General features: G+C 55.1%; 18 protein-coding genes, 1 pseudogene and 1 riboswitch. Of the genes and pseudogenes, 9 read left to right on the top strand and 10 right to left on the bottom strand.

The annotated features are described in order from the left end of the window. Positions 1–179: 179 nt before the first annotated feature. Complete coding sequence (trhP, locus tag OGV67_RS06765) at positions 180–1,541, top strand: prephenate-dependent tRNA uridine(34) hydroxylase TrhP (RefSeq protein WP_104868464.1); 1,362 nt, start codon at positions 180–182, stop codon at positions 1,539–1,541. A 268-nt stretch (positions 1,542–1,809) separates the two neighbouring features. Next, positions 1,810–2,709 carry a lipid kinase YegS gene (gene yegS / locus OGV67_RS06760; protein ID WP_012131675.1) on the top strand — a complete coding sequence of 300 codons (900 nt, stop codon included), beginning with the start codon at positions 1,810–1,812 and terminating at the stop codon, positions 2,707–2,709. 78 nt (positions 2,710–2,787) lie between these two features. Here yegS and OGV67_RS06755 read toward each other — a convergent pair whose 3' ends face one another. The 4 genes from OGV67_RS06755 to dalD all read right to left on the bottom strand — a co-directional run bounded on the left by OGV67_RS06755 (position 2,788) and on the right by dalD (position 7,684). Beyond that, positions 2,788–3,453 carry an HAD family hydrolase gene (locus tag OGV67_RS06755; RefSeq protein ID WP_115614699.1) on the bottom strand — a complete coding sequence of 222 codons (666 nt, stop codon included), beginning with the start codon at positions 3,451–3,453 and terminating at the stop codon, positions 2,788–2,790. Between the two features lie 45 nt (positions 3,454–3,498). Further along, a complete protein-coding gene (locus OGV67_RS06750) occupies positions 3,499–4,776 on the bottom strand; it encodes an RbtT/DalT/CsbX family MFS transporter (protein WP_115614698.1) in 1,278 nt (425 codons plus the stop codon). Positions 4,777–4,843: 67 nt separating this feature from the next. Then, positions 4,844–6,307, bottom strand: coding sequence for a xylulokinase (gene xylB / locus OGV67_RS06745; RefSeq protein ID WP_101744014.1), 1,464 nt, complete (start codon positions 6,305–6,307; stop codon positions 4,844–4,846). Positions 6,308–6,316: 9 nt separating this feature from the next. Then, a complete protein-coding gene (dalD, locus tag OGV67_RS06740; RefSeq protein ID WP_047462567.1) occupies positions 6,317–7,684 on the bottom strand; it encodes a D-arabinitol 4-dehydrogenase in 1,368 nt (455 codons plus the stop codon). 210 nt (positions 7,685–7,894) lie between these two features. On the opposite strand from dalD, the gene OGV67_RS06735 reads away from it, so the two are divergent. Continuing rightward, positions 7,895–8,836, top strand: a complete 942-nt coding sequence (locus OGV67_RS06735) for a sugar-binding transcriptional regulator (protein ID WP_115614697.1) — start codon at positions 7,895–7,897, stop codon at positions 8,834–8,836. Here OGV67_RS06735 and OGV67_RS06730 read toward each other — a convergent pair. After that, positions 8,833–9,864, bottom strand: coding sequence for a LacI family DNA-binding transcriptional regulator (locus tag OGV67_RS06730; protein ID WP_058669402.1), 1,032 nt, complete (start codon positions 9,862–9,864; stop codon positions 8,833–8,835). The two genes, OGV67_RS06735 and OGV67_RS06730, sit on opposite strands and share 4 nt — an antisense overlap. 164 nt (positions 9,865–10,028) lie before the next feature. Between OGV67_RS06730 and OGV67_RS06725 the strand changes: the two genes are divergently transcribed. Continuing rightward, positions 10,029–10,778, top strand: coding sequence for an SDR family oxidoreductase (locus OGV67_RS06725; RefSeq protein ID WP_024130189.1), 750 nt, complete (start codon positions 10,029–10,031; stop codon positions 10,776–10,778). Between the two features lie 11 nt (positions 10,779–10,789). After that, positions 10,790–12,397 carry an FGGY family pentulose kinase gene (locus OGV67_RS06720; protein ID WP_115614696.1) on the top strand — a complete coding sequence of 536 codons (1,608 nt, stop codon included), beginning with the start codon at positions 10,790–10,792 and terminating at the stop codon, positions 12,395–12,397. A gap of 61 nt (positions 12,398–12,458) precedes the next feature. Here the strand turns inward: OGV67_RS06720 and fbaB are convergent, their stop codons facing one another. Next, positions 12,459–13,511, bottom strand: a complete 1,053-nt coding sequence (gene fbaB, locus OGV67_RS06715; RefSeq protein ID WP_012131665.1) for a class I fructose-bisphosphate aldolase — start codon at positions 13,509–13,511, stop codon at positions 12,459–12,461. A gap of 252 nt (positions 13,512–13,763) precedes the next feature. Between fbaB and OGV67_RS06710 the strand changes: the two genes are divergently transcribed. The 3 genes and pseudogenes from OGV67_RS06710 (at position 13,764) to OGV67_RS06700 (ending at position 17,004) form a co-directional block, all read left to right on the top strand. Further along, complete coding sequence (locus tag OGV67_RS06710) at positions 13,764–15,041, top strand: nucleoside permease (RefSeq protein WP_047462559.1); 1,278 nt, start codon at positions 13,764–13,766, stop codon at positions 15,039–15,041. Continuing rightward, positions 15,038–16,042, top strand: coding sequence for an ADP-ribosylglycohydrolase family protein (locus tag OGV67_RS06705; RefSeq protein ID WP_047462557.1), 1,005 nt, complete (start codon positions 15,038–15,040; stop codon positions 16,040–16,042). The genes OGV67_RS06710 and OGV67_RS06705 overlap by 4 nt, the downstream gene beginning before the upstream one ends. Beyond that, positions 16,039–17,004 (top strand): annotated as a pseudogene (locus OGV67_RS06700) (PfkB family carbohydrate kinase). The gene OGV67_RS06705 and the pseudogene OGV67_RS06700 overlap by 4 nt, the downstream one beginning before the upstream one ends. On the opposite strand, the gene OGV67_RS06695 reads toward OGV67_RS06700, so the two are convergent. Genes OGV67_RS06695 through thiM form a run of 3 tightly spaced genes read right to left on the bottom strand, consistent with a single transcriptional unit; the run spans position 16,978 to position 19,354 of the window. Further along, the gene (locus OGV67_RS06695; protein WP_058669406.1) at positions 16,978–17,724 is read right to left on the bottom strand and encodes a GntR family transcriptional regulator; all 747 of its coding nucleotides are present in this window, start codon (positions 17,722–17,724) and stop codon (positions 16,978–16,980) included. The pseudogene OGV67_RS06700 and the gene OGV67_RS06695 overlap by 27 nt on opposite strands. A 44-nt stretch (positions 17,725–17,768) precedes the next feature. Continuing rightward, the gene (gene thiD, locus OGV67_RS06690; protein WP_115614694.1) at positions 17,769–18,569 is read right to left on the bottom strand and encodes a bifunctional hydroxymethylpyrimidine kinase/phosphomethylpyrimidine kinase; all 801 of its coding nucleotides are present in this window, start codon (positions 18,567–18,569) and stop codon (positions 17,769–17,771) included. After that, positions 18,566–19,354, bottom strand: a complete 789-nt coding sequence (gene thiM, locus OGV67_RS06685; protein ID WP_115614693.1) for a hydroxyethylthiazole kinase — start codon at positions 19,352–19,354, stop codon at positions 18,566–18,568. The genes thiD and thiM overlap by 4 nt, the downstream gene beginning before the upstream one ends. Positions 19,355–19,385: 31 nt before the next feature. Further along, a riboswitch (TPP riboswitch) is annotated at positions 19,386–19,482 on the bottom strand. 281 nt (positions 19,483–19,763) lie between these two features. Between thiM and rcnB the strand changes: the two genes are divergently transcribed. Then, a complete protein-coding gene (gene rcnB, locus OGV67_RS06680) occupies positions 19,764–20,084 on the top strand; it encodes a Ni(II)/Co(II) efflux transporter accessory subunit RcnB (protein ID WP_024130186.1) in 321 nt (106 codons plus the stop codon). Between the two features lie 73 nt (positions 20,085–20,157). Here the strand turns inward: rcnB and OGV67_RS06675 are convergent, their stop codons facing one another. Continuing rightward, a complete protein-coding gene (locus tag OGV67_RS06675; RefSeq protein WP_200003437.1) occupies positions 20,158–21,138 on the bottom strand; it encodes a fimbrial protein in 981 nt (326 codons plus the stop codon). Between the last annotated feature and the right edge of the window lie 2 nt (positions 21,139–21,140).

Below are 21,140 nucleotides of genomic sequence, written 5' to 3'. Positions count from 1 at the left end.
GCTGATCCGGCCGACAAATAAGAGCGTTGTCGGCCAGAGAAGGTGCTACGCCGCCATCCGGCGTTTTTCTTTACCTGCCTCCCCCACAGCGCTACAATGCCCGCCCTTAACGTAGGGGCACTCCCCTAACCGCCTCATTCAGTGAAGCGGATCTGACCTGTCATCAGAACGAGAAAATTATGTTTAAACCGGAACTCCTTTCCCCGGCGGGAACGCTGAAAAATATGCGTTACGCTTTCGCTTATGGCGCAGATGCCGTGTATGCGGGCCAGCCGCGTTACTCCCTGCGCGTGCGCAACAACGAATTTAACCACGAGAATTTGCAGCTCGGCATTAACGAAGCCCACGCGCTTGGCAAAAAATTCTATGTGGTCGTGAACATTGCGCCGCATAACGCGAAATTGAAAACCTTTATTCGCGATCTTAAACCGGTTGTGGAAATGGGGCCGGATGCGCTGATCATGTCCGATCCCGGGCTTATCATGCTGGTACGTGAAAACTTCCCGGAGATGCCGATTCACCTTTCGGTGCAGGCCAACGCCGTAAACTGGGCAACGGTGAAGTTCTGGAACCAGATGGGGCTGACCCGCGTTATTCTTTCCCGCGAACTGTCGCTGGAAGAGATTGAAGAGATTCGTCAACAGGTGCCGGAAATGGAGATCGAAATCTTCGTACACGGCGCGCTGTGCATGGCCTACTCCGGTCGTTGCCTGCTCTCTGGCTACATCAACAAACGCGATCCGAACCAGGGAACCTGCACCAACGCCTGCCGTTGGGAATATAACGTGCAGGAAGGGAAAGAAGACGTCGTGGGCAACATCGTCCATAAATACGAACCGATTCCGGTACAGAACGTCGAACCGACGCTGGGTATCGGCGCACCGACCGACAAAGTGTTTATGATCGAGGAAGCTCAGCGTCCGGGCGAATACATGACCGCGTTCGAAGATGAACACGGCACCTACATCATGAACTCGAAAGATCTGCGCGCCATTGCTCACGTTGAACGCCTGACCAAAATGGGCGTGCACTCACTGAAAATCGAAGGCCGTACCAAATCCTTCTACTACTGTGCGCGTACCGCTCAGGTTTATCGCAAAGCGATCGACGATGCCGCTGCGGGCAAGCCGTTTGATCCGCAACTGCTGGAAACGCTGGAAGGCCTGGCGCATCGCGGTTACACCGAAGGCTTTCTGCGTCGCCACACGCATGATGACTACCAGAATTACGAGTACGGTTACTCTGTTTCTGAACGTCAGCAGTTCGTGGGTGAGTTCACCGGCGAGCGTAAAGGCACCCTTGCCGCCGTTGCCGTGAAGAACAAATTCTCCATCGGCGACAGCCTGGAGCTGATGACGCCGCAGGGGAACGTCAACTTCACTCTGGAGCATATGGAAAACGCCAAAGGTGAAACAATGCCGGTGGCGCCTGGCGATGGCTACACCGTCTGGATGCCGGTGCCGCAGGATATGGATCTGAATTATGCGTTGTTAATGCGTAATTTTTCCGGCGAATCCACGCGGAACCCACACGCTAAGTAGTTAATCCACGTTATTTTTTCATTATGGGAAGATTCTTAGAAATCGATCACATACCGCCTCGTTCATTACGGGTATTATCCGAGGCGCTGAAAAACATAACCCATAAATGCTAGCTGTACCAGGAACCACCTCCTTAGCCTGCGTAATCTCCCTTACGCAGGCTTATTTTTTTGTGCTGCACAAACCTTCCATTTTCAGCCTGTTCTGACCTTTCCGCGCCTTTTCTGCTATACACTTTCAACAGGTTAACGACAGAGGCAAATAAAGGATGGCTACGTTTCCCGCCAGCTTACTGATTTTAAATGGCAAAGGCGCTGATAATCAGCCCCTGCGCGACGCGATAGGGCTACTTCGCGATGAGGGCGTGGAGATTCACGTCCGGGTCACCTGGGAAAAAGGCGATGCCCAGCGTTATGTTGATGAAGCCAGACAGCTTGGCGTTGAGACAGTTATTGCGGGCGGCGGCGACGGCACCATCAATGAGGTTTCCGCCGCGCTGATTCAGTGTCAGGGCGGCAACGTTCCCGCGCTTGGCATTTTGCCTCTGGGCACGGCCAATGACTTCGCCACCAGCGCTGGCATCCCGGAAGCGCTGGATAAAGCCTTAAAACTGGCGATTGCCGGTAACGCGGTTGCGATCGATATCGCTCAGGTCAACGATAAAACCTGCTTTATTAATATGGCGACAGGGGGTTTCGGGACGCGCATCACCACCGAAACACCGGAAAAACTCAAGGCCGCGCTGGGCGGCGTCTCTTACTTTATTCATGGGCTGATGCGCATGGACACCCTCAAGCCCGATCGCTGTGAGATTCGCGGCGAGAATTTTCACTGGCAGGGCGATGCGCTGGTGATTGGCATTGGTAATGGTCGTCAGGCCGGTGGCGGACAACAGCTCTGCCCTGGTGCACTCATTAATGACGGGCTGCTGCAACTGCGGATCTTCACCGGGGAGGAGCTGCTTCCGGCGCTGTTTTCCACATTGACGCAGCCGGAAGAGAACCCCAACATTGTCGATGGCGCATCTGCCTGGTTTGATATTCAGGCTCCGCATGAGATCACTTTTAACCTTGATGGCGAGCCGCTCAGTGGTCAGGAATTTCATATTGAAATACTTCCCAACGCGCTGCGTTGCCGTTTGCCGCCAGACTGCCCGTTACTGCGCTAACGAAAAAAGAAAGTAAGCGCAGAGAGGGATAATCAGACCGGCGACATCCCGGAACCTCTGCGCTCACAAACGGGTCATTTACCCTGCGGCCCGAACCAGCGGGGCCAGCGTCTCCAGGAGTTGCGGCATTGACGTGTAGCGCCCGATGGCCTCGCTAAAGCAGGGTTGCTGGCAGCCGTCAGACACCACAATGGTATCAATTCCGGCGGCCTGCGCGGCGCGAAAACCACTCAGGCTGTCTTCAATCACCAGACACTCTGCGGCGGGCAGGTCCAGCTTTTTCAGCGCGGAGAGATACACCGCCGGGTGCGGTTTGCCGTAGCGTTCATCGTCGGCGCTGCAAATGACGTCAAAATGCCCCCGGAGATTAAGTTTAGAGAGAACAGCCTCAATAACCTGATGGGATGATGACGTAGCCAGCGCAATCCGATACCCCCTGTGGCGAAAATGATGCAATACCGCGTAGACGCCGTCCATCGCTTCGCCTTCCGTTGCAATAAGTCCGGTAATGCGTTTGCGAATGGCCGACTCCAGCACCCCAGGGTCTGTCTGCAACGGACAGTATTCGCACCAGACGCGGGCAATCTCATCCAGTCGCTTCCCTTTGGTTAACGTTTCACACTCCTCGTCATTAACCGTCACTCCCCAGCCTGCCAGCGCGTCTTTTTGCGCCTGACGCCACAGCCCTTCGGAGTCAATGATGACGCCATCCATGTCGAAAATTACCGCTTTACTCTTCATCATTTGCCGCCTTAAAAAGGCCCGGCAGCGCAGCCGGGCCCGACATCATTAAGAAATACCGACCGTTTCGCCTTCACATGCCTCCTGACGCGTGAATCCGGGTTGTTCAACACGAATGAACGGACACAGAATAAACGCCACAATATAGAGCAACGTATACGCAATCACGACGCCAATGGTGCTGAAGTGCGGTAACAACACCACGGCGATCGCCGGGGCGAGGAAGTTGGAAAGCCCAGCCGACAGGTTGTAGACCGAAATCGCGGCTCCTTTGTGTTTTGGCTCAAGCGCAGGAAAGACAGCGGCCATCGGCACAAACGCGGCAACGAAGATCCCCAGCGCGATTGCCGGAACCAGCGCCATCACGAAGTTATGGCCAAAGTGCTGCGGAATGTAATAAAACGCGAGGCTGGAGAGCGCCATCCCGATGCAGCCAAACCAACGTACAACCTTCATCCAGCCCATTTTCTCTGCCAGTACGCCCCAAAAGACGTTGGAGAAGATGGTTGTGAAGAAGAACGCCGCCCATACCTGTAGCCATTCAGAGGTGGTGAAGCCCAGTTCATCCACAAACATCATCGGCATGACCACCGCAAAACCGAACAGCGATAACGTATTGATAATACGCACGATGCTGGACAACATAATGCTACGGTTGGTGTAAAGCAGCGTGACCGCACGCCCCAGTTCGCTGAACTTTTCACGGGTGGTGAGGTTTTGCATATGGCGCGGCGTTTCAATTTTACGCAGCGAAACCAGCGCGATAACACCGCCGGTCAGGCAGAACGCCAGCGCCAGCCACAGGGTGCCCATTTCGCCAATATGCGGAATGGTAAAACTCGGGATATAACTGCCGAAAACGCCGATCCCAATAGAGTAGACCGCCCAGAACCAGCCCAGCGCGGCGCTGGTGCTGTCGCTGCGGACGTTATGCACAATGGCGACGATAAACGCATAAAGGAACAGCGGATACGCCAGACCGCGAATACCGTAAAACAGCAGAATTAAGGCGTAGTTGGACTGACCCAGCCCAAAAACGAGGAACAATACGTGGAATACGCACCACAGCACAAAGCCGATCATCATGGTTTTTTGCGGCGTGATGATCTCTGCCACTACACCGGATACCCAGGCCGACAGCGCCGCCGCCAGGCCATATAGCGTAAAGGCGAAGGAGGCTTCCGCCGGGGTAAAGCCCAGCGCTTTGATGTAGTGCGACAAAAATGCCAGCTCGAAACCATCACCAGTCATGAATACGGCGATGGCGATATACCCCCAGACCAGACTTAAGGGTAATCCCAGCCATTGTTTGTTAGTTAACGACATATTGACCTCGTTTTAGGGTGCAGGGAGCCACTCCGGTACATTCACCGGAGGGCTTTTGTTATAGAAATTATTGATTTCGATAGTTCAGGTCGTTTCGGTACAGTGCGTTAAACTGCTGATAACGCTGCATCAGCGCCGTGTGGCGAACCGGATCGCCATACCAGGTTTTGTAGACTTCCGGTTTTTCGCAAACGGACGCCAACGGTTTACCTGCCGCAAGGCACGCCAGTCGCGCCGCGCCCAGCGCGCCGCCGGTTTCTCCGCCTTTGTGCGTCACCACGGGCATATCCAGAATATCTGCCAGCAGTTGCGCCCAGAACGGACTTCGGGCGCCGCCGCCCACCAGCGAACATTGTTCGATATTTGTACCGCTCTCCTGCAAAACACGGAGCCCGTCAGCGATGCCGAAACTGACGCCTTCCAGCACCGCATACCCCATCAGCGCGCGCTGGCTGGAGTGCGTCAGCCCCCAGAACATGCCCCGGGCGTCAGGATCGTTATGCGGCGTACGTTCGCCGGAAAGGTACGGCAGGAACATCGGCGCGCTGGCTTTTTCCGCATCGCTTAACTGCGCGATTTCTTCCAGCAGTTCCGTTTCCGTTGTCCCTACCAGGCGGCAGAACCATTGCAGACAGCTGGCGGCGCTGAGCATTACGCTCATCTGGTGCCACAAATTCGGCAGGACGTGGCAAAAAGCATGTACTGCGGATTGCGGCGCGGGACGGTACGCGTCCGTCACCACAAACAGCACGCCGGACGTCCCCAGTGAAATAAACGCATCGCCGGGCGATACCGCGCCAACGCCAATAGCGCTGACCGCGTTGTCTCCGCCGCCCCCGGCGACCACTACCGAAGGATTTAACCCCCAGCGTTGCGCGACGACGGGATCGAGCGTGGCAGAAATATCACAGCCTTCCACCAGCTCCGGCATATTGGCCCGCGTCAGCCCGCATTTCTCCAGCAGCGCATCCGACCAGTCGCGCTTCTCGACGTCAAGCCACAGCGTCCCTGCCGAATCGGACATGTCGGAGACTTTTTTACCCGTCATTTTGAAACGCAGATAATCCTTCGGCAGCAGCACCGTTTCGATGCGGGCAAAATTCTGCGGTTCATGGCGACGCACCCACAGCAATTTCGGCGCGGTAAACCCCGGCATCGCCAGGTTACCGGCAACCTGATGCAGCTCTGGGGCGATTTCTTCCAGCTCTGCACACTCCTGGGCGCTACGGGTGTCATTCCACAGAATCGCCGGGCGGATCGTATTCCCGGCGGCATCAAGCAGTACCGCGCCATGCATCTGACCGGAAAGACCGATCGCCTTAATCGCCTGCCAGTGATGACCACATTTCTCCCGCAGGGTGGACATCAGATACTCCGTCGCGTCCCACCAGGCTTCCGGTGATTGCTCTGACCAGTGTTGATGGGGCCGCTGAATCGTCAGCGGCGCGCTATGGGTGGCGACAATGTCATTATTTTCATCAATGACCAGCGCCTTCACTTCAGATGTGCCGAGATCGATACCCAGATACATAGCCACCTCTCAGTTAATCAGCGTGTGAACAGCGGCGATTTTCTCGCGCAGCAGCGCGGCGAAATCATCACGTTCCGTCAGGTCGCCAAACAGCGCTTTATCACTGGCATACGCCGCGATCGGATCGGCGGATTCAAACATGGCATGTACCGCTGGCGCATCCAGAATGCCGTCCTGGTACTCATAAGGCAGCGTGCCCTTGTGCCACTGCTCCATGAAGACGTAAAACAGTGCGGGCAGCATAGCGGTAGCGTTCGGCCGTGCACCGCGCTGATAGCACTCGCGCAGCGTCGGCGCAATCATCGCCGGGATTTTCGAGAATCCGTCGGCGGCAACGCGCTGGTTGGTATCCTGAATATGCGGGTTGGTAAAACGCTTAAGCACCACATCACGATAGGTCGGGAGATCGATGCCGTTATCTCCCAGGCAAGGGATCACGTCTTCCGTCACGTAGCGGTCGGCAATCTGGTAGATAAAGTCCGTCAGGGTACTTTCATGAATATACTGCTGGCCGATTAACGTACCCGCCCACGCAATGCAGCTATGTGATGAGTTGAGGATACGGATTTTCGCCTCTTCATACGGGATAACAGACGTCACCAGCTCCACACCGACATTTTCCAGCGCAGGACGCACATCGCGGAAACGATCTTCAACCACCCACTGGATAAAGGTTTCGCCCATTACCGGCGCTTTATCATCAATGCCCGTCTGCGCTTTGATACGCGCCGGAAGATCGGCTGCCGGACGCGGCGTGATGCGGTCCACCATCGTATTCGGGCAGGTCGCATTGGCGCTAAGCCAGTCAATCACCGCCTGTTTGCCGGTCAGTTGTAAAAACTCAACCAGACCATCGTGGAACCGTTCACCGTTGTGACGCACGTTGTCGCAGTTGAGCAGCGTCAGCGGCCCTGCGTTATTGGCCATACGCGCTTCCAGAATGCGGGTAATAACGCCGTAAATCGTTTTACAGCCGCCGTTGAGATCGCTCGCCAGATCGGGGTTATTCACTTCCAGCTTGTGGCTGGTGTTCAGGTAGTAGCCCCCTTCCGTCACGGTAAAGGCAATCACTTTGGTCTGCGCTCTGGCGCCTTCGGCAATCAGCGGCTGCAAATCCGCCTGCCACGGCAGCAGTTTCTGAATCGACGTGATCTCTTCGTACTCACGTTCGCCCTCCGGGCTGACCGTTTCCAGCACATAACGACCGTTTTGCGCCGCCAGCGCCTGCACAACGTGCTCGGCGTCATTGCGAATATTGCCGGCGGCAATGTGCCAGCGCGTATCGCCGGAAGCGATCAGACGATGCAGATACCACGCCTGATGGGCGCGGTGAAAAGAACCTAAGCCAATATGAAGCCATGTGTATTGATCGTTCATTGTTCTGCTCTCCAGTGAGGTTATGCCTGCACTCTAGTCGATCATTTGTATTAAATAAGAGCCGCAGATCACAAAAGAGCAATTGCTCTATAAAATTACAAATGACCACAAAAGAGCAAAGAGCTTGCCTCAATCCTGAGCACCCGCCAGAATGACCTTATCGGTTGAGGGAAATTAACGCCCCCAACGCCACTCTTAAGGTAGGGAAACGTGAGCAAAGAAGATGACATCAGGCTGGATCAGAAAGTCCGGGCCGCATGGATGTACTACATTGCGGGTTTAAACCAAAGTGAGATAGCCAGCCAGCTTGGGACATCAAGGCCGGTGGTACAACGCCTTATCGCTGCGGCGAAGGAGGAAGGCATTGTTTCGATTGGTCTGCACCATCCCGTCGCGAACTGCCTCGATTACGCGCAGCTTTTGCAGGAAAAGTATCAGTTAATTAACTGCAATATTGTTCCCGCCTACAGCAGCGAAAGCACCCTCGACAGCGTAACCTTTGGCTGTTATCAACTGATGGCCCGCTACTTACAGGGCGACAAACCGACGGTAGTCGGCATTGGTTCCGGGTTGACGCTGAAAAAAACCATCAAACGCATTGATTTCGACAGTCGCAATACGCGCTGCGTGGCGTTGATCAGCGCCATGAACGAACACGGACAATGTAACTATTACGACGACGTCCCGCTGTTGCTGGCGCGTAAAATTCAGGGCAAATATTACCAGTGGCCCGCGCCACGCTATGCGCAATCCTGTGATGAATATGAGATGTGGTGCACCAGCCGTCTGTTTCGCAACGTCTCTGCCGTCGCCAAAGCGTCGGAGGTCATTTTTGTCGGCATCGGCGCGCTGGGGAAACAGAGTCCTATCTTCAAAGACGGTTTTATCAATGAGGCGCAACTGGACGAATTGACCGCGCGCGGCGGCGTGGGGGAAATACTTGGCCGCTTTATTGACGCAGACGGCAACGTAGTGGATAGCCTCATCAACCGCTACATCACCAGCTACGATATACGCCAGAGCCAGTGTCCGCGTATTGCGGCGGCCTGCGGTGAAGATAAGCGCCCTGCTATCCTCGCCGCACTGAAAGGCGGCTGGATCAACGGTCTAGTTACCGATGAACATACCGCGCGCTGGTTGCTGACGCGCTAACGCGCCATGTTCTGGCTGGCGATCAATTCCGGCGGGATCTCAATACGACGTATTGTGGTATCGCCGGAATCCACAATCTCAAACACTTTGTCCAGCATGGCTGGCACATCCTGGCGCACCATATCGATATCGTGCCCCAGCAGAGAGACAAACGGGTCCCAGTCAAAACAGCCCATTGGCGGCTGATGGCTTCCCGTCTGCCCGTTCTGCGCCAGCCAGCGCACCACCCCTTCGAGCGAAATTGTCGAATTAACAAACAGCCCCGGCAGTGGAATATCAGGCGACGGGTAGACCGATTTCAGTAGCCCTTCCACCCTTGCGGAAGAATACCCCGTGACCAGTTGCTGCGTTTCCGGCACCGTCAATCCATGCGCTTTATGCGCGTCGAGGAAGCCGCGCAAGCGTTCGGCGGTGTTATTGTCGGTGATTCGCCCCCCCACAAACGTCAGCGGAGCCAAAACGCCATACCGCTTTTGGCTGCTGGCGAGAATGCTTTCCGTCAGCGCTTTAGCCCCCGCATAGTTATCCGAAATAATCGACGGCGCCAGCGTTCCGGGCAGATCGAGGTTCAGCGTGGGTACACCCGCCTGATGACACATCTGCGCGATCTTATCCGGGTGCGTCGCCCCGGTGGCGATAACCCAGTCCACCTGCCAGGAGAGCATCGCCCTCGCCGCTTCAACCTCCAGCTCCGGTTGACGCCGCGTACAGGTAATGATGGGCAGCAGCCCCCTGGCACGCGCCATCTCTTCAAACTTTTCAGCAATGGAGCCAAAGTAGCGGTTGTCGTATTTCGGGACAATCATCCCGATGACATTCGATTTCTTACTGCGAAGCAGGCTGGCCTGTCGGTTCACCGCATATCCCTGCTCTTCAGCAATCCGGGTCACCTTCTCCGCCAGCTTTGCGCTAATGCGTCGCTTCTTCCAGTTGCCATTCAAAATTGCGCTCACCGCGCTGGCGGAAACCCCGGTTAACTCTGCCAGGTCGTAGATGGTTGTTTTCTTCGTTTTCTCAACGCGCGTCACAAAATCGCCTCTTCATTTTGAATGTCTCTTGCTGAGGAAATAAACAAGTGCTAGATCAGCTTCATCGATTGAGCAATATGCTTCACACGCCAGTCAGAACGCCCCCGTTCTTCGCGCAGAAGCAAATACACCTTAAAAATCACCTATGCATAAAGGATTATAAAATGAATCACTCTGTCCCCTCCATGAATACTTCCCTCAACGGCAAGGTTGCAGCCATTACCGGCGCAGCCTCCGGTATCGGCCTTGAATGTGCGAAAACCCTGCTTGCCGCAGGAGCAAAAGTGGTCCTGATCGACCGAGAAGGCGAGAAGCTGAAGAAAATCGTCGCGGAACTGGGCGATAACGCGTTTGCGCTGCAAATCGACTTGTTCAATACCGGGCAGGTCGACAACCTGCTGGCAGGCATTATCGAGCTGGCCGGTGGGCTGGATATTTTCCATGCTAACGCAGGCGCTTACATTGGCGGGCCGGTCGCCGAGGGCGATCCTGACGTCTGGGATCGCGTACTGAACCTCAACATCAATGCCGCATTTCGCTGCGTCCGCGCCGTATTGCCGCATATGATTGCGCAAAAATCCGGCGATATCATTTTCACCAGTTCTATCGCTGGCGTTGTACCGGTCATCTGGGAACCTATTTACACGGCCTCCAAATTTGCCGTTCAGGCCTTTGTCCATACAACCCGCCGTCAGGTGTCCGAACATGGCGTACGCGTCGGAGCCGTGCTGCCGGGGCCGGTAGTGACCGCGCTGCTGGACGACTGGCCGCAGGCGAAAATGGAAGAAGCGCTGGCAAATGGCAGCCTGATGCAGCCGATCGAAGTCGCAGAATCGGTACTGTTTATGGTCACTCGTTCGAAAAACGTCACTGTTCGCGATCTGGTTATCCTCCCCAACAGCGTTGATCTGTGAGGAAAAGCGCCATGAACAGCTTACAGAAAACCGTTATCGGCGTGGATGTTGGTTCAGGCAGCGTCCGCGCAGGTATCTTCGACCTGAGCGGCACGTTGCTCTCTCATGTCACGCAAAAAATCACTACCACTCATCGGAGCGGCAGCCGCGTGGAGCAGTCCAGCCAGGAGATCTGGCAGGCCGTTTGTCACTGCATCCGGGAAGCGCTCAGGCAGTCCGGCGCGGCGCCGGAAAGCGTGGCGGGGATCGGTTTCGACGCCACCTGCTCGCTGGTGGTTCTGGATAAAAACGGCGCGCCGCTCCCCGTGAGCGCCGAAGGCGATGCGGCGCAAAACATCATCGTCTGGATGGACCATCGCGCGACTGAACAGGCTGAACGCATTAACGCCAGCCAACATCCGGTGCTGAACTATGTCGGCGGGAAAATCTCACCGGAAATGGAAACGCCTAAGATTTTATGGCTGAAGGAAAATCGCCGCGAGGTGTACGAAAACGCATGGCAATTTTTCGACCTTGCAGACTTCCTGACCTGGCGCGCCACCGGCGACCTTGCCCGCTCCATCTGTACAGTCACCTGCAAATGGACCTGGCTTGCTCATGAAAACCGCTGGGACCCGGACTATTTCCGCACGATCGGGCTGGCAGAACTGGCTGATGACGAGTTTGCCCGCATCGGACAGCGCATCGTGCCACCGGGTACGCCCTGTGGCGACGGCTTAACCGCACAGGCGGCGCAGGAGATGGGCCTGCCTACGGGCACACCGGTCGCCGTGGGTCTGATTGACGCCCATGCGGGCGGCATCGGGACTGTCGGCGTTGAAGGCGGCGCCCTCAATAATATGGCATATGTGTTTGGCACCTCATCCTGCACCATGACTTCGACGAACGATCCCGTTTTCGTTCCCGGCGTCTGGGGACCGTATTACAGCGCGATGGTGCCAGGGCTCTGGCTTGTTGAGGGAGGGCAAAGCGCCGCGGGCGCGGCTATCGATCAGCTATTGGCGTTTCATCCCGCCGCCGAAGACGCGCGGAAGCTGGCGCAGGAGGCAGGATTACCGCTGCCGGTTTATCTTGCCGATCGGGTGTCAGAAAAAGCGCCGCAGGCGTCGGACGCCGTTACGCTGGTGGCGGGTATTCATGTTGTACCGGAGTTTTTAGGCAACCGCGCGCCGTTTGCCGACCCGCACGCACGCGCCGTTATTTGCGGATTGGGTATGGAACGTGACCTGGACAATTTACTGGCGTTGTATGTGGCGGGACTGTGCGGTATCGGTTACGGTTTACGGCAAATTATTGATGCGCAAACTGCCTGCGGCGTACGGAATAAAAATATCGTGATTAGCGGCGGTGCGGGTCAGCACCCTCTGGTGCGGCAACTATTAGCCGATACCTGCGGACTTCCGGTATTAACCACCCAGTGCAGCGAGCCCGTTCTATTAGGTTCCGCAATCCTTGGCGCCGTCGCCGGAAATATTTCCCCCTCGGTTGCCGAGGCCATGACGCAGTTTACGCATGTGGATACCTGTTATTACCCACAGACAGCGTATCAGCCATTACATCATCGTCGTTACGAGGCCTATAAGCAGTTGCAACACATGGCGAAAATGCTCAGAGAGTGATTTTTGCGCCGTCCTGATAACCAATACCCCTCCCCGAAAACCTGGGGAGGGGTACGTGACATCAGGCAATCGTCACTTTATTGTCCAGGTAGACGTCCTGCACGGCGTTAATCAGTTTCACGCCATCCGCCATTGTTTTCTTGAAGGCTTTACGCCCCAGAATCAGGCCCATGCCGCCCGCGCGTTTGTTGATAACCGCAGTACGCACAGCGTCGCTGAGATCGGTCTCACCGCCCGCCGCGCCGCCGGAGTTAATCAGCCCCGCGCGCCCCATATAGCAGTTGGCTAACTGGTAACGCACCAGATCGATAGGGTTATCGCTGGTCAGCTTGCTGTAAACACGATCGTCGGTGTAGCCGAAATTCACCGCCTTATAGCCACCGTTATTTTCCGCCATTTTTTGTTTGACGATATCTGCGCCAATCGTCGCCGCCAGGTGGTTAGCCTGCCCGGTCAGGTCGGCGGAAACATGGTAATCCACGCCGTCTTTTTTAAATGCAGAGTTACGCAAGTATGCCCACAGGACGGTCACCATCCCCAGCTCATGCGCACGTTCAAAAGCGGCGGAAATCTCTTCAATCTGACGACGCGACTGCTCAGAACCAAAGTAAATGGTCGCGCCAACGGCTACGGCGCCCAGATTGAACGCCTGCTCAACGCTGGCATAGAGCGTTTGATCGTACTCCGTTGGGTAGCTCAACGTCTCGTTGTGATTCAGTTTGACGAGGAACGGAATGCGGTGCGCGTAACGGCGTGAAACCGATGCCAGTACCCCATACGTCGAGGCCACGCAGTTACAGCCTGCTTCAATAGCCAGTTCGACGATATTCTTTGGATCAAAATAAAGCGGGTTTGCGGCAAACGACGCCCCGGCAGAATGTTCAACGCCCTGATCGACGGGCAGAATGGAGAGGTAGCCCGTTCCGGCCAGACGTCCGGTATTATACAGCGTCTGCATGTTACGCAGTACGGCAGGCGGACGGTTGTTATCAACCATCACGCGGTCTACGTAGTCATGTCCGGGTAAATAAAGTTGGTCAGAAGGAATGGTCATACAACGATGCTGTAAAAGGCTGTCGGCGTCTTTGCCAAGCAACTGCGCAATATCAGTCATAGCTATGCTCCCGTAAGTTCCGATTGAGTACCGGAATGTGGATTGTCCTGACCCGCGTTTTGCGGGCAGCAATAAGCCTGGTACTGACCGGCCATTTTTTCCATCTGTAGCGCATTTTTCAGCGCTATCTGCTGGCACGTTTCAGGTACGAAAAAGTGTTACAGCAGTCAAATTTACGCCCCAAAGGTATTTAAAAGGTATTATTAAGTGGTACTGTCATCACGTACCTTACCTGTCATGAAGGATTTAACGATGAAAACTACAGTGAAACTGTCGTTCATGATGTTCGTGGAGTGGTTTATCTGGGGCGCCTGGTTCGTCCCCCTCTGGCTTTGGCTGAACAAAAGCGGTTTTAGCGCCGGAGAAATCGGCTGGTCTTACGCATGTACCGCGATTGCCGCCATTCTCTCGCCGATTCTCGTCGGCTCACTGACTGACCGCTTTTTCTCCGCACAAAAAGTGCTGGCGGTGCTGATGTTCGCAGGCGCAGTCCTGATGTATTTCGCCGCGCAGCAAACGACATTCGCCGGGTTCTTCCCGCTGCTGCTGGCCTACTCCTTAACCTATATGCCCACTATTGCGCTGACGAACAGCATCGCCTTCGCCAACGTACCGGACGTCGAGCGCGATTTCCCACGCATTCGCGTGATGGGCACCATTGGCTGGATCGCATCCGGGCTGGCGTGCGGCTTCTTACCACAAATGCTGGGCTATAACGATATCTCGCCAACCAATATTCCGCTGTTGATCACCGCAGGCAGTTCCGTCCTGCTGGGCGCCTTTGCGTTCTTCCTGCCGGATACGCCGCCAAAAAGCACCGGCAAGCTGGACATTAAAGTTATGCTGGGGCTGGATGCGCTGATCCTGCTGCGCGATAAAAACTTCCTGGTCTTTTTCTTCTGCTCGTTCCTGTTTGCGATGCCGCTGGCGTTCTACTACATCTTCGCGAATGGCTATCTGACGGAAGTCGGCATGAAAAACGCCACCGGCTGGATGACGCTGGGCCAGTTCTCCGAAATCTTCTTTATGCTGGCGTTACCCTTCTTCACGAAGCGCTTTGGCATTAAAAAGGTCTTACTGCTTGGTCTTATCACTGCGGCAATCCGCTACGGCTTTTTTGTTTACGGCGGCGCGGAAGAATATTTCACCTATGCCCTGCTGTTTCTTGGCATTTTGCTGCACGGCGTCAGTTACGACTTCTACTATGTTACGGCCTATATCTATGTCGATAAAAAAGCGCCTGTGCATATGCGTACTGCCGCTCAGGGGTTGATCACCCTCTGCTGTCAGGGGTTTGGCAGCCTGCTGGGCTACCGTCTCGGCGGCGTGATGATGGAAAAAATGTTTGCCTATAAAGAGCCGGTAAACGGCCTCACCTTCAACTGGGCGGGCATGTGGACATTCGGGGCGGTGATGATCGCCGTGATTGCCGTGTTGTTTATGATTTTCTTTCGCGAATCCGACAAAGAGATCACTGCGATTAAAGTGGACGATCGCGATATTGCGCTGACACAAGGGGAAGTTAAATGAAAGCTGAACGTATTCTCGGTGCCCTTTATGGGCAGGCGTTAGGGGATGCGATGGGAATGCCGTCGGAGCTATGGCCCAGAACGCGCGTAAAAGCGCATTTTGGCTGGATTGATCGCTTTCTGCCCGGCCCTGCGGAAAATAACGCGGCCTGCTATTTTAACCGCGCTGAATTTACTGACGATACGTCGATGGCGCTGTGTCTGGCGGATGCGCTGCTGGAGCGCGACGGGCAGATCGACCCGGACCTGATTGGCCGTAACATTCTGGACTGGGCGCTGCGCTTTGACGCCTTTAATAAGAACGTTCTTGGCCCGACGTCGAAAATTGCGCTGAACGCCATTCGTGACGGCAAGCCCGTTGCTGAACTGGAAAACAACGGCGTGACCAACGGGGCGGCCATGCGCGTTTCCCCACTGGGGTGCTTGCTTCCGCCACGCGATCTGGATGCGTTTATTGATGATGTAGCCCTGGCCTCCAGCCCGACGCATAAGTCAGACCTGGCTGTTGCTGGTGCGGTCGTTGTGGCATGGGCTATCTCACGCGCGATTGAAGGTGATTGCTGGTCTGATATTGTCGATTCGCTACCGGCTATCGCCCACTATGCGCAGCAAAAACGCATCACGACCTTTAGCGCCTCGCTCTCGGCTCGCCTGGAGATCGCACTGAAGATCGTCCGTGACGCGAACGGCATTGAATCCGCCAGCGAGCAGCTTTACCAGGTGGTTGGCGCGGGCACCAGCACCATTGAATCGGTGCCCTGCGCCATCGCAATGGTCGAGCTGGCCAACACCGACCCTAACCGCTGCGCCATTCTGTGCGCCAATCTCGGCGGCGACACCGACACCATTGGGGCGATGGCAACGGCGATTTGTGGCGCGCTGCACGGCGTGGAGGCCATCGAGCCTGCGCTGAAAGACGAGCTGGACGCGGTAAACCAACTGGACTTCATGCGCTATGCCACCGCGCTGGCGCGCTATCGCCAGCAGCGGGAGGCGGTATGAACACAACGCGCCTGCGGGCGTTGCTGCCCGATTTAGCCCGCCGCCAGCCGGTGACGGTCGTGGGCGCTGCGGTCATTGATGTGATTGCCGATGCTTACGCGCTGCCCTGGCGTGGCTGCGATATTGAGCTTAAACAGCAAGGCGTCAACGTCGGCAGCTGCGCGCTCAATATCGCCGTCGCCTTAAAGCGTCTGGGGATTGAGGCCAGTAATGCCCTGCCCCTCGGTCAGGGCGTATGGTCAGACATTATTCGTCATCGCATGGCGAAAGAGGGGTTACACAGCCTGATCGACAACGCAGAGGGAGACAACGGCTGGTGTCTGGCGCTGGTAGAACCGGATGGCGAACGCACGTTTATGTCGTTCAGCGGCGTTGAGAACCAATGGAATGCCGACTGGCTGGCGCAGTTGACAATTCCGCCCGACAGTTGGATCTACTTTTCCGGTTATCAACTCGCCTCGCCATGCGGCGAACTGCTGGTGAGCTGGCTGGAAGGGTTAGAGCGCGTGACGCCGTTTATCGACTTCGGGCCGCGAATCGGCGACATTCCCGACCCGTTAATGACGCGGATTATGGCCTGCCATCCGCTGGTATCGCTGAACCGTCAGGAGGCAGATATTGCTGCCGAACGGTTTGGCTTTAGTCATGAACCTAACGCGTTTGGCGCCGCCTAGCTTGCGGCGTTTGCCTCACCGGTTATTGTCCGCCACGATAAAGACGGAGCATGGTATTTCAGCCAGCAATCATCCGGCTGCGTGCCCGCATTTGCCACAACGGTCGTCGATACCATTGGCGCAGGAGACAGCCACGCGGGAGGCATGCTGGCCGGGCTGGCATCCGGCTGGGCGCTTGCAGACGCGGTGCTGCTGGGGAACGCGGTCGCCTCCTGGGTGGTAGGCCATCGCGGCGGCGATTGCGCGCCAACGCGCGAGGCGCTACTCCTCGCACACAAAAACGTATAGATCGCTGCGACAGTAGCTGATGCTGTATTCAATGGGCCGCTGTTGCTGGTCAAGCGCCACCTGCTTGATCACCAGCACCGGCACTTTGCTGTCCATCTGAATATGTGACTGAAATTCCGCATCCGGCATGCGCGCGCTGACGCGAGAACGTGTACGTTGCGGGAAGATATGCTGGCTGCGGAAATAGTCATACAGCGAGATCCCGATGGCGTCCGCATCATGAATCAGGTGCGCAGGCACCCAGGACTCCTCAATGGACACCGCATCCTCATCCACATAACGGATACGTTTGAGCAAGAACACATCGCTGCCTGCGGCGATCGCCAGCTGCTGCGCCACCTCATCCGGGCATTTCACTACCCGCTTGTTGACCCACAGGGTATCCGGCTTTTTACCGCGCAATACCACCTGCTGCGAAAAGCCGCGCGCCTCTTTCAGGGAATATTCGAAGATGTTATTAATCTGCGTTCCGTAGCCACGGGCGCGGGTCACGACGCCTTCTTCTTCCAGCGCCTGCATTGCCTTGCGCACCGTAATACGCGAAACGCCGGTCAACTGGCTGAGATCGCGCTCGCCGGGCAAAATGTTGCCATGCTCAAGAATCCCGCTGCGAACGGCATTTTTGACCGTCTCGGCAAACTTCCTGTACAGCGGCGTGTTATCCACCGCTGCCATTCGTTCATTCAGTTGCGCGATAAGCCGGGTATGCGCTTGTTCCATTTATCTTTTTCCAGGCCGACAAGTCTGGGATCAGTATACTACCATTACCACCACGCGTGGAAATGATGTACCGGGCCAATCCCCTCGCCTACCTCCAGCGTATCCGCCTGGGCTAACGCCGCCGAAAGCCAGGTTTTTGCTTCCTGTACCGTATCGGCCCAATTGTTATGGCGCGGGCGCAGCGCCGCCAACGCCGCCGACAGCGTACACCCGGTGCCGTGGGTATTTTTGGTCATCACCCGTGGGACGGTAAAACGCTGCTCCCCTTCACGGGTAAAGAGCCAGTCCGGGCTTTGCGCATCATCCAGATGACCACCTTTCATCAGCACGGCGCCACAGCCCAGCGCCAGTAGCGCACGCCCTTGTTCCAGCATTTCCTGTTCCGTGCGGGCGTGCGGCGCATTCAGCAATGCCGCGGCCTCCGGCAGATTCGGCGTGATAATCGACACCTGCGGCAATAGCCGGCTGCGCAACGTTTCCACCGCCGACGGAGAAAGCAGCGGATCGCCGCTTTTCGCCAGCATCACCGTATCCAGCACCACGTTTTGCACCTGGTGACGCTGCAAACGCTCTGCAACAGCTTCAACAATATCCGTTTCCGCCAGCATGCCGATTTTGGTGGTGTCGATACGCACATCGCTGAAGACAGAATCCAGCTGCGCTGCGACAAAATCGGGCTCAATGCGGTACACCGACTGCACGCCACGGGTATTTTGCGCCACCAGCGCCGTAATGACGGAGCAACCATACGCGCCCAGCGCCGAAAAGGTCTTCAAATCGGCCTGAATCCCGGCGCCGCCGCTTGGGTCAGTGCCTGCAATGGTTAACGCGTTAATCCGTTTCATACCTGCTCCTCCGCATTAAGGTGATACAGTGCATCAAGAAAAGCCGGAATAAAGCTCCCGGGCCCCTGACTGCGTTCGGCAGCAGACTGCCCGGCCTGTTTCATCCAGCTACAGGCTGACGCCACATTGTCCAGCGTATTTCCCGGCAACGCGCAACTGGCCGCCACAACCGCAGATAAGGCGCATCCCGTCCCGACAACGCGCGTCATCAGCACATCGCCGCCGGTAACGCTGACGGTACGCTGCCCGTCGGTGACATAATCCACCTCTCCCGTTACCGCAACGACGGCCCCCGTCTGACGCGCCAGCGCCTGAGCGGCCGGTAACGCCGATACCGCCGTATCGGTGGTATCCACTCCACGCCCGCCCGCCGCTAATCCAGCCAGGGCGAGGATCTCCGAGGCATTGCCGCGTATTGCCCTGGGATTAAGAGACAGAAGTTCCAGACAGAAACGGCGGCGATAATCGAGCACGCCAACCGCCACGGGATCAAGCGTCCAGGGGGTTTTCGCTATATGGGCCTGCTCTGTCGCAGCGCGCATGGCCTCCGCGCGCGACCGGGTCAGCGTGCCGACGTTAATCAGTAACGCACTGGCGATAGCAGCAAACTGGCGCGCCTCTTCGGGCTCAATCACCATCGCTGGTGAGGCGCCTGATGCCAGTAATGTATTGGCGGTAAAGTTCTGTACGACGTCGTTCGTCATACAGTGGGTCAGCGGAGAAAGGATACGAAATTGTTGTAAGGTATGAGCCGCAAGCGTGCGGCTGTGCAGGTCAGGCTGCATGGTTCAGCTCCTGCCCGCGTGAAGAAGGGACACGAGCAGTGTCAGACTTCCCTACGCTGGCATTATCCAGATCAGGTAATACGGGTATGTCTCAGCCCATCATTGATGGGGCACCCCGAGTCGTTGAAACCGAAGCATTTATTATGCATGTTTCGCCAACAGGATACTGGGTGCGTCAGGGGATGTAAATCAGCGAAATGCCGATATCGCAGGCTCCAGCTCAGGTCAGATAGTTCCCAAAACCGTCATTCGTGATGTGAACTGCCTACGGCATGTGTTGCTTGCGCGCGCTTTCGTTTACACTTTTTACGAAATTATTGGCGTGATAACAAAATAGTTCTTGTCAGACTTGCTGCACAGTGAGAATGATACACGACTGATTTTTATGACCCGAATACGTGGAGAGTTTATGGGTATGAAGAATAAATTTTTAATGGGCGCACTGCTGCTGGCAACCAGCGCAGTCTGGGCCGCACCCGCCGCAACGGGGATTGATCAGTACGAATTGAGCAGCTTTGTTGCCGACTTTACCCATTTCAAACCTGGTGATACCGTTCCTGAGCTGTACCGCACCGACGAGTACAATATTAAGCAATGGAAGCAACGCAATCTGCCAGCGCCCGACGCAGGAACCCACTGGACCTATATGGGCGGCGCTTATGTACTGATTAACGACACCGACGGCAAAATTATCAAAGCCTACGACGGCGAGATTTTTTATCATCGGTAAATGCTTTACTGTAAAAACAACAGACAAAACACGTCCTTTCATTCAGAAAAGGACGCGTTTTCAGAGAAATGACTTAATCATATGAAACAGCAAATATTACTTTGCTTTGCAAATTTCCAGGACGTAATGGTTCGTTGCTGACTCTGACATATTTTGCGGTAATCGGGATAGTATACTTATCCTCAATACTGGTCATTTTTACCATTGTTCTTAATATATCACCCTGCATTAAAGGCGTAGTACCTGAGCCACTGTATATCTGAAACCCCACACCTTTTGCACCCTCCGTCAGCGTATTTTTAAGTATCGTGCCGTTTTCATTCCAGTCACCATGAGAAATGTTGAAACTCACTGGATTAGTCGTAACATTATATACGCTATCACAGTTTAAAATCAGATTCGTGGTTCCTGTTTTCGTATTATTTCCGGCTATTATCTCATTTAATGTTGTTTCTGGCATCGCAATAACATATTGATTCTGTGAAAAATGGCAGGTCGTAGGTTTATGTTTTACTGTAAAAATAATGTTTTGTGAATAAGAAACATTACTGTTTAGCTTTCCCGTTAGCCAACAAAAAATCCATGAGAAAAGATTATTATTACAGGTATTATCAGTAAGAATGCTGATAGCAGGACGGTTTAAGTTAATGTTATTACCTGAAACGGTTAAATCCGCAGTTCCAGACTTTATATAGTTCGCTTCAAGCGTAAACGACTTCGTATTGATCACATTATCTGTTGTAGTCTCCTGGTTACCAATCGTAACGGGAAACCCATTTCCAGTCAGCTTTAATTGCATAAAAATGGATTTCTGCGACCCTGTCCCTTTAAACTCAACGATATAATTTTGTAAAGGCGTCGCATAATACATCTTGTCGCTTGACGCATTACAGGTAAACGTATCATGTAAATTAGTTTTGACAGGAATCACCGCAGCACCTGATGTCATATCTATTTCAATAGATTGTTGTGCGGTTGTGTTATTCCCTAGTGAACATTTAGCCTGTGATAAGACAGGGAATAACAGTAATAATATTAACCAATACTTATTCATAG

It is taken from the genome of Citrobacter sp. CK188 (assembly GCF_030333525.1).
Classification (GTDB): domain Bacteria; phylum Pseudomonadota; class Gammaproteobacteria; order Enterobacterales; family Enterobacteriaceae; genus Citrobacter_B; species Citrobacter_B koseri.
Note: the sequence above shows the minus strand (reverse complement) of the source record. Positions and strands in the feature narration are given on the sequence as shown.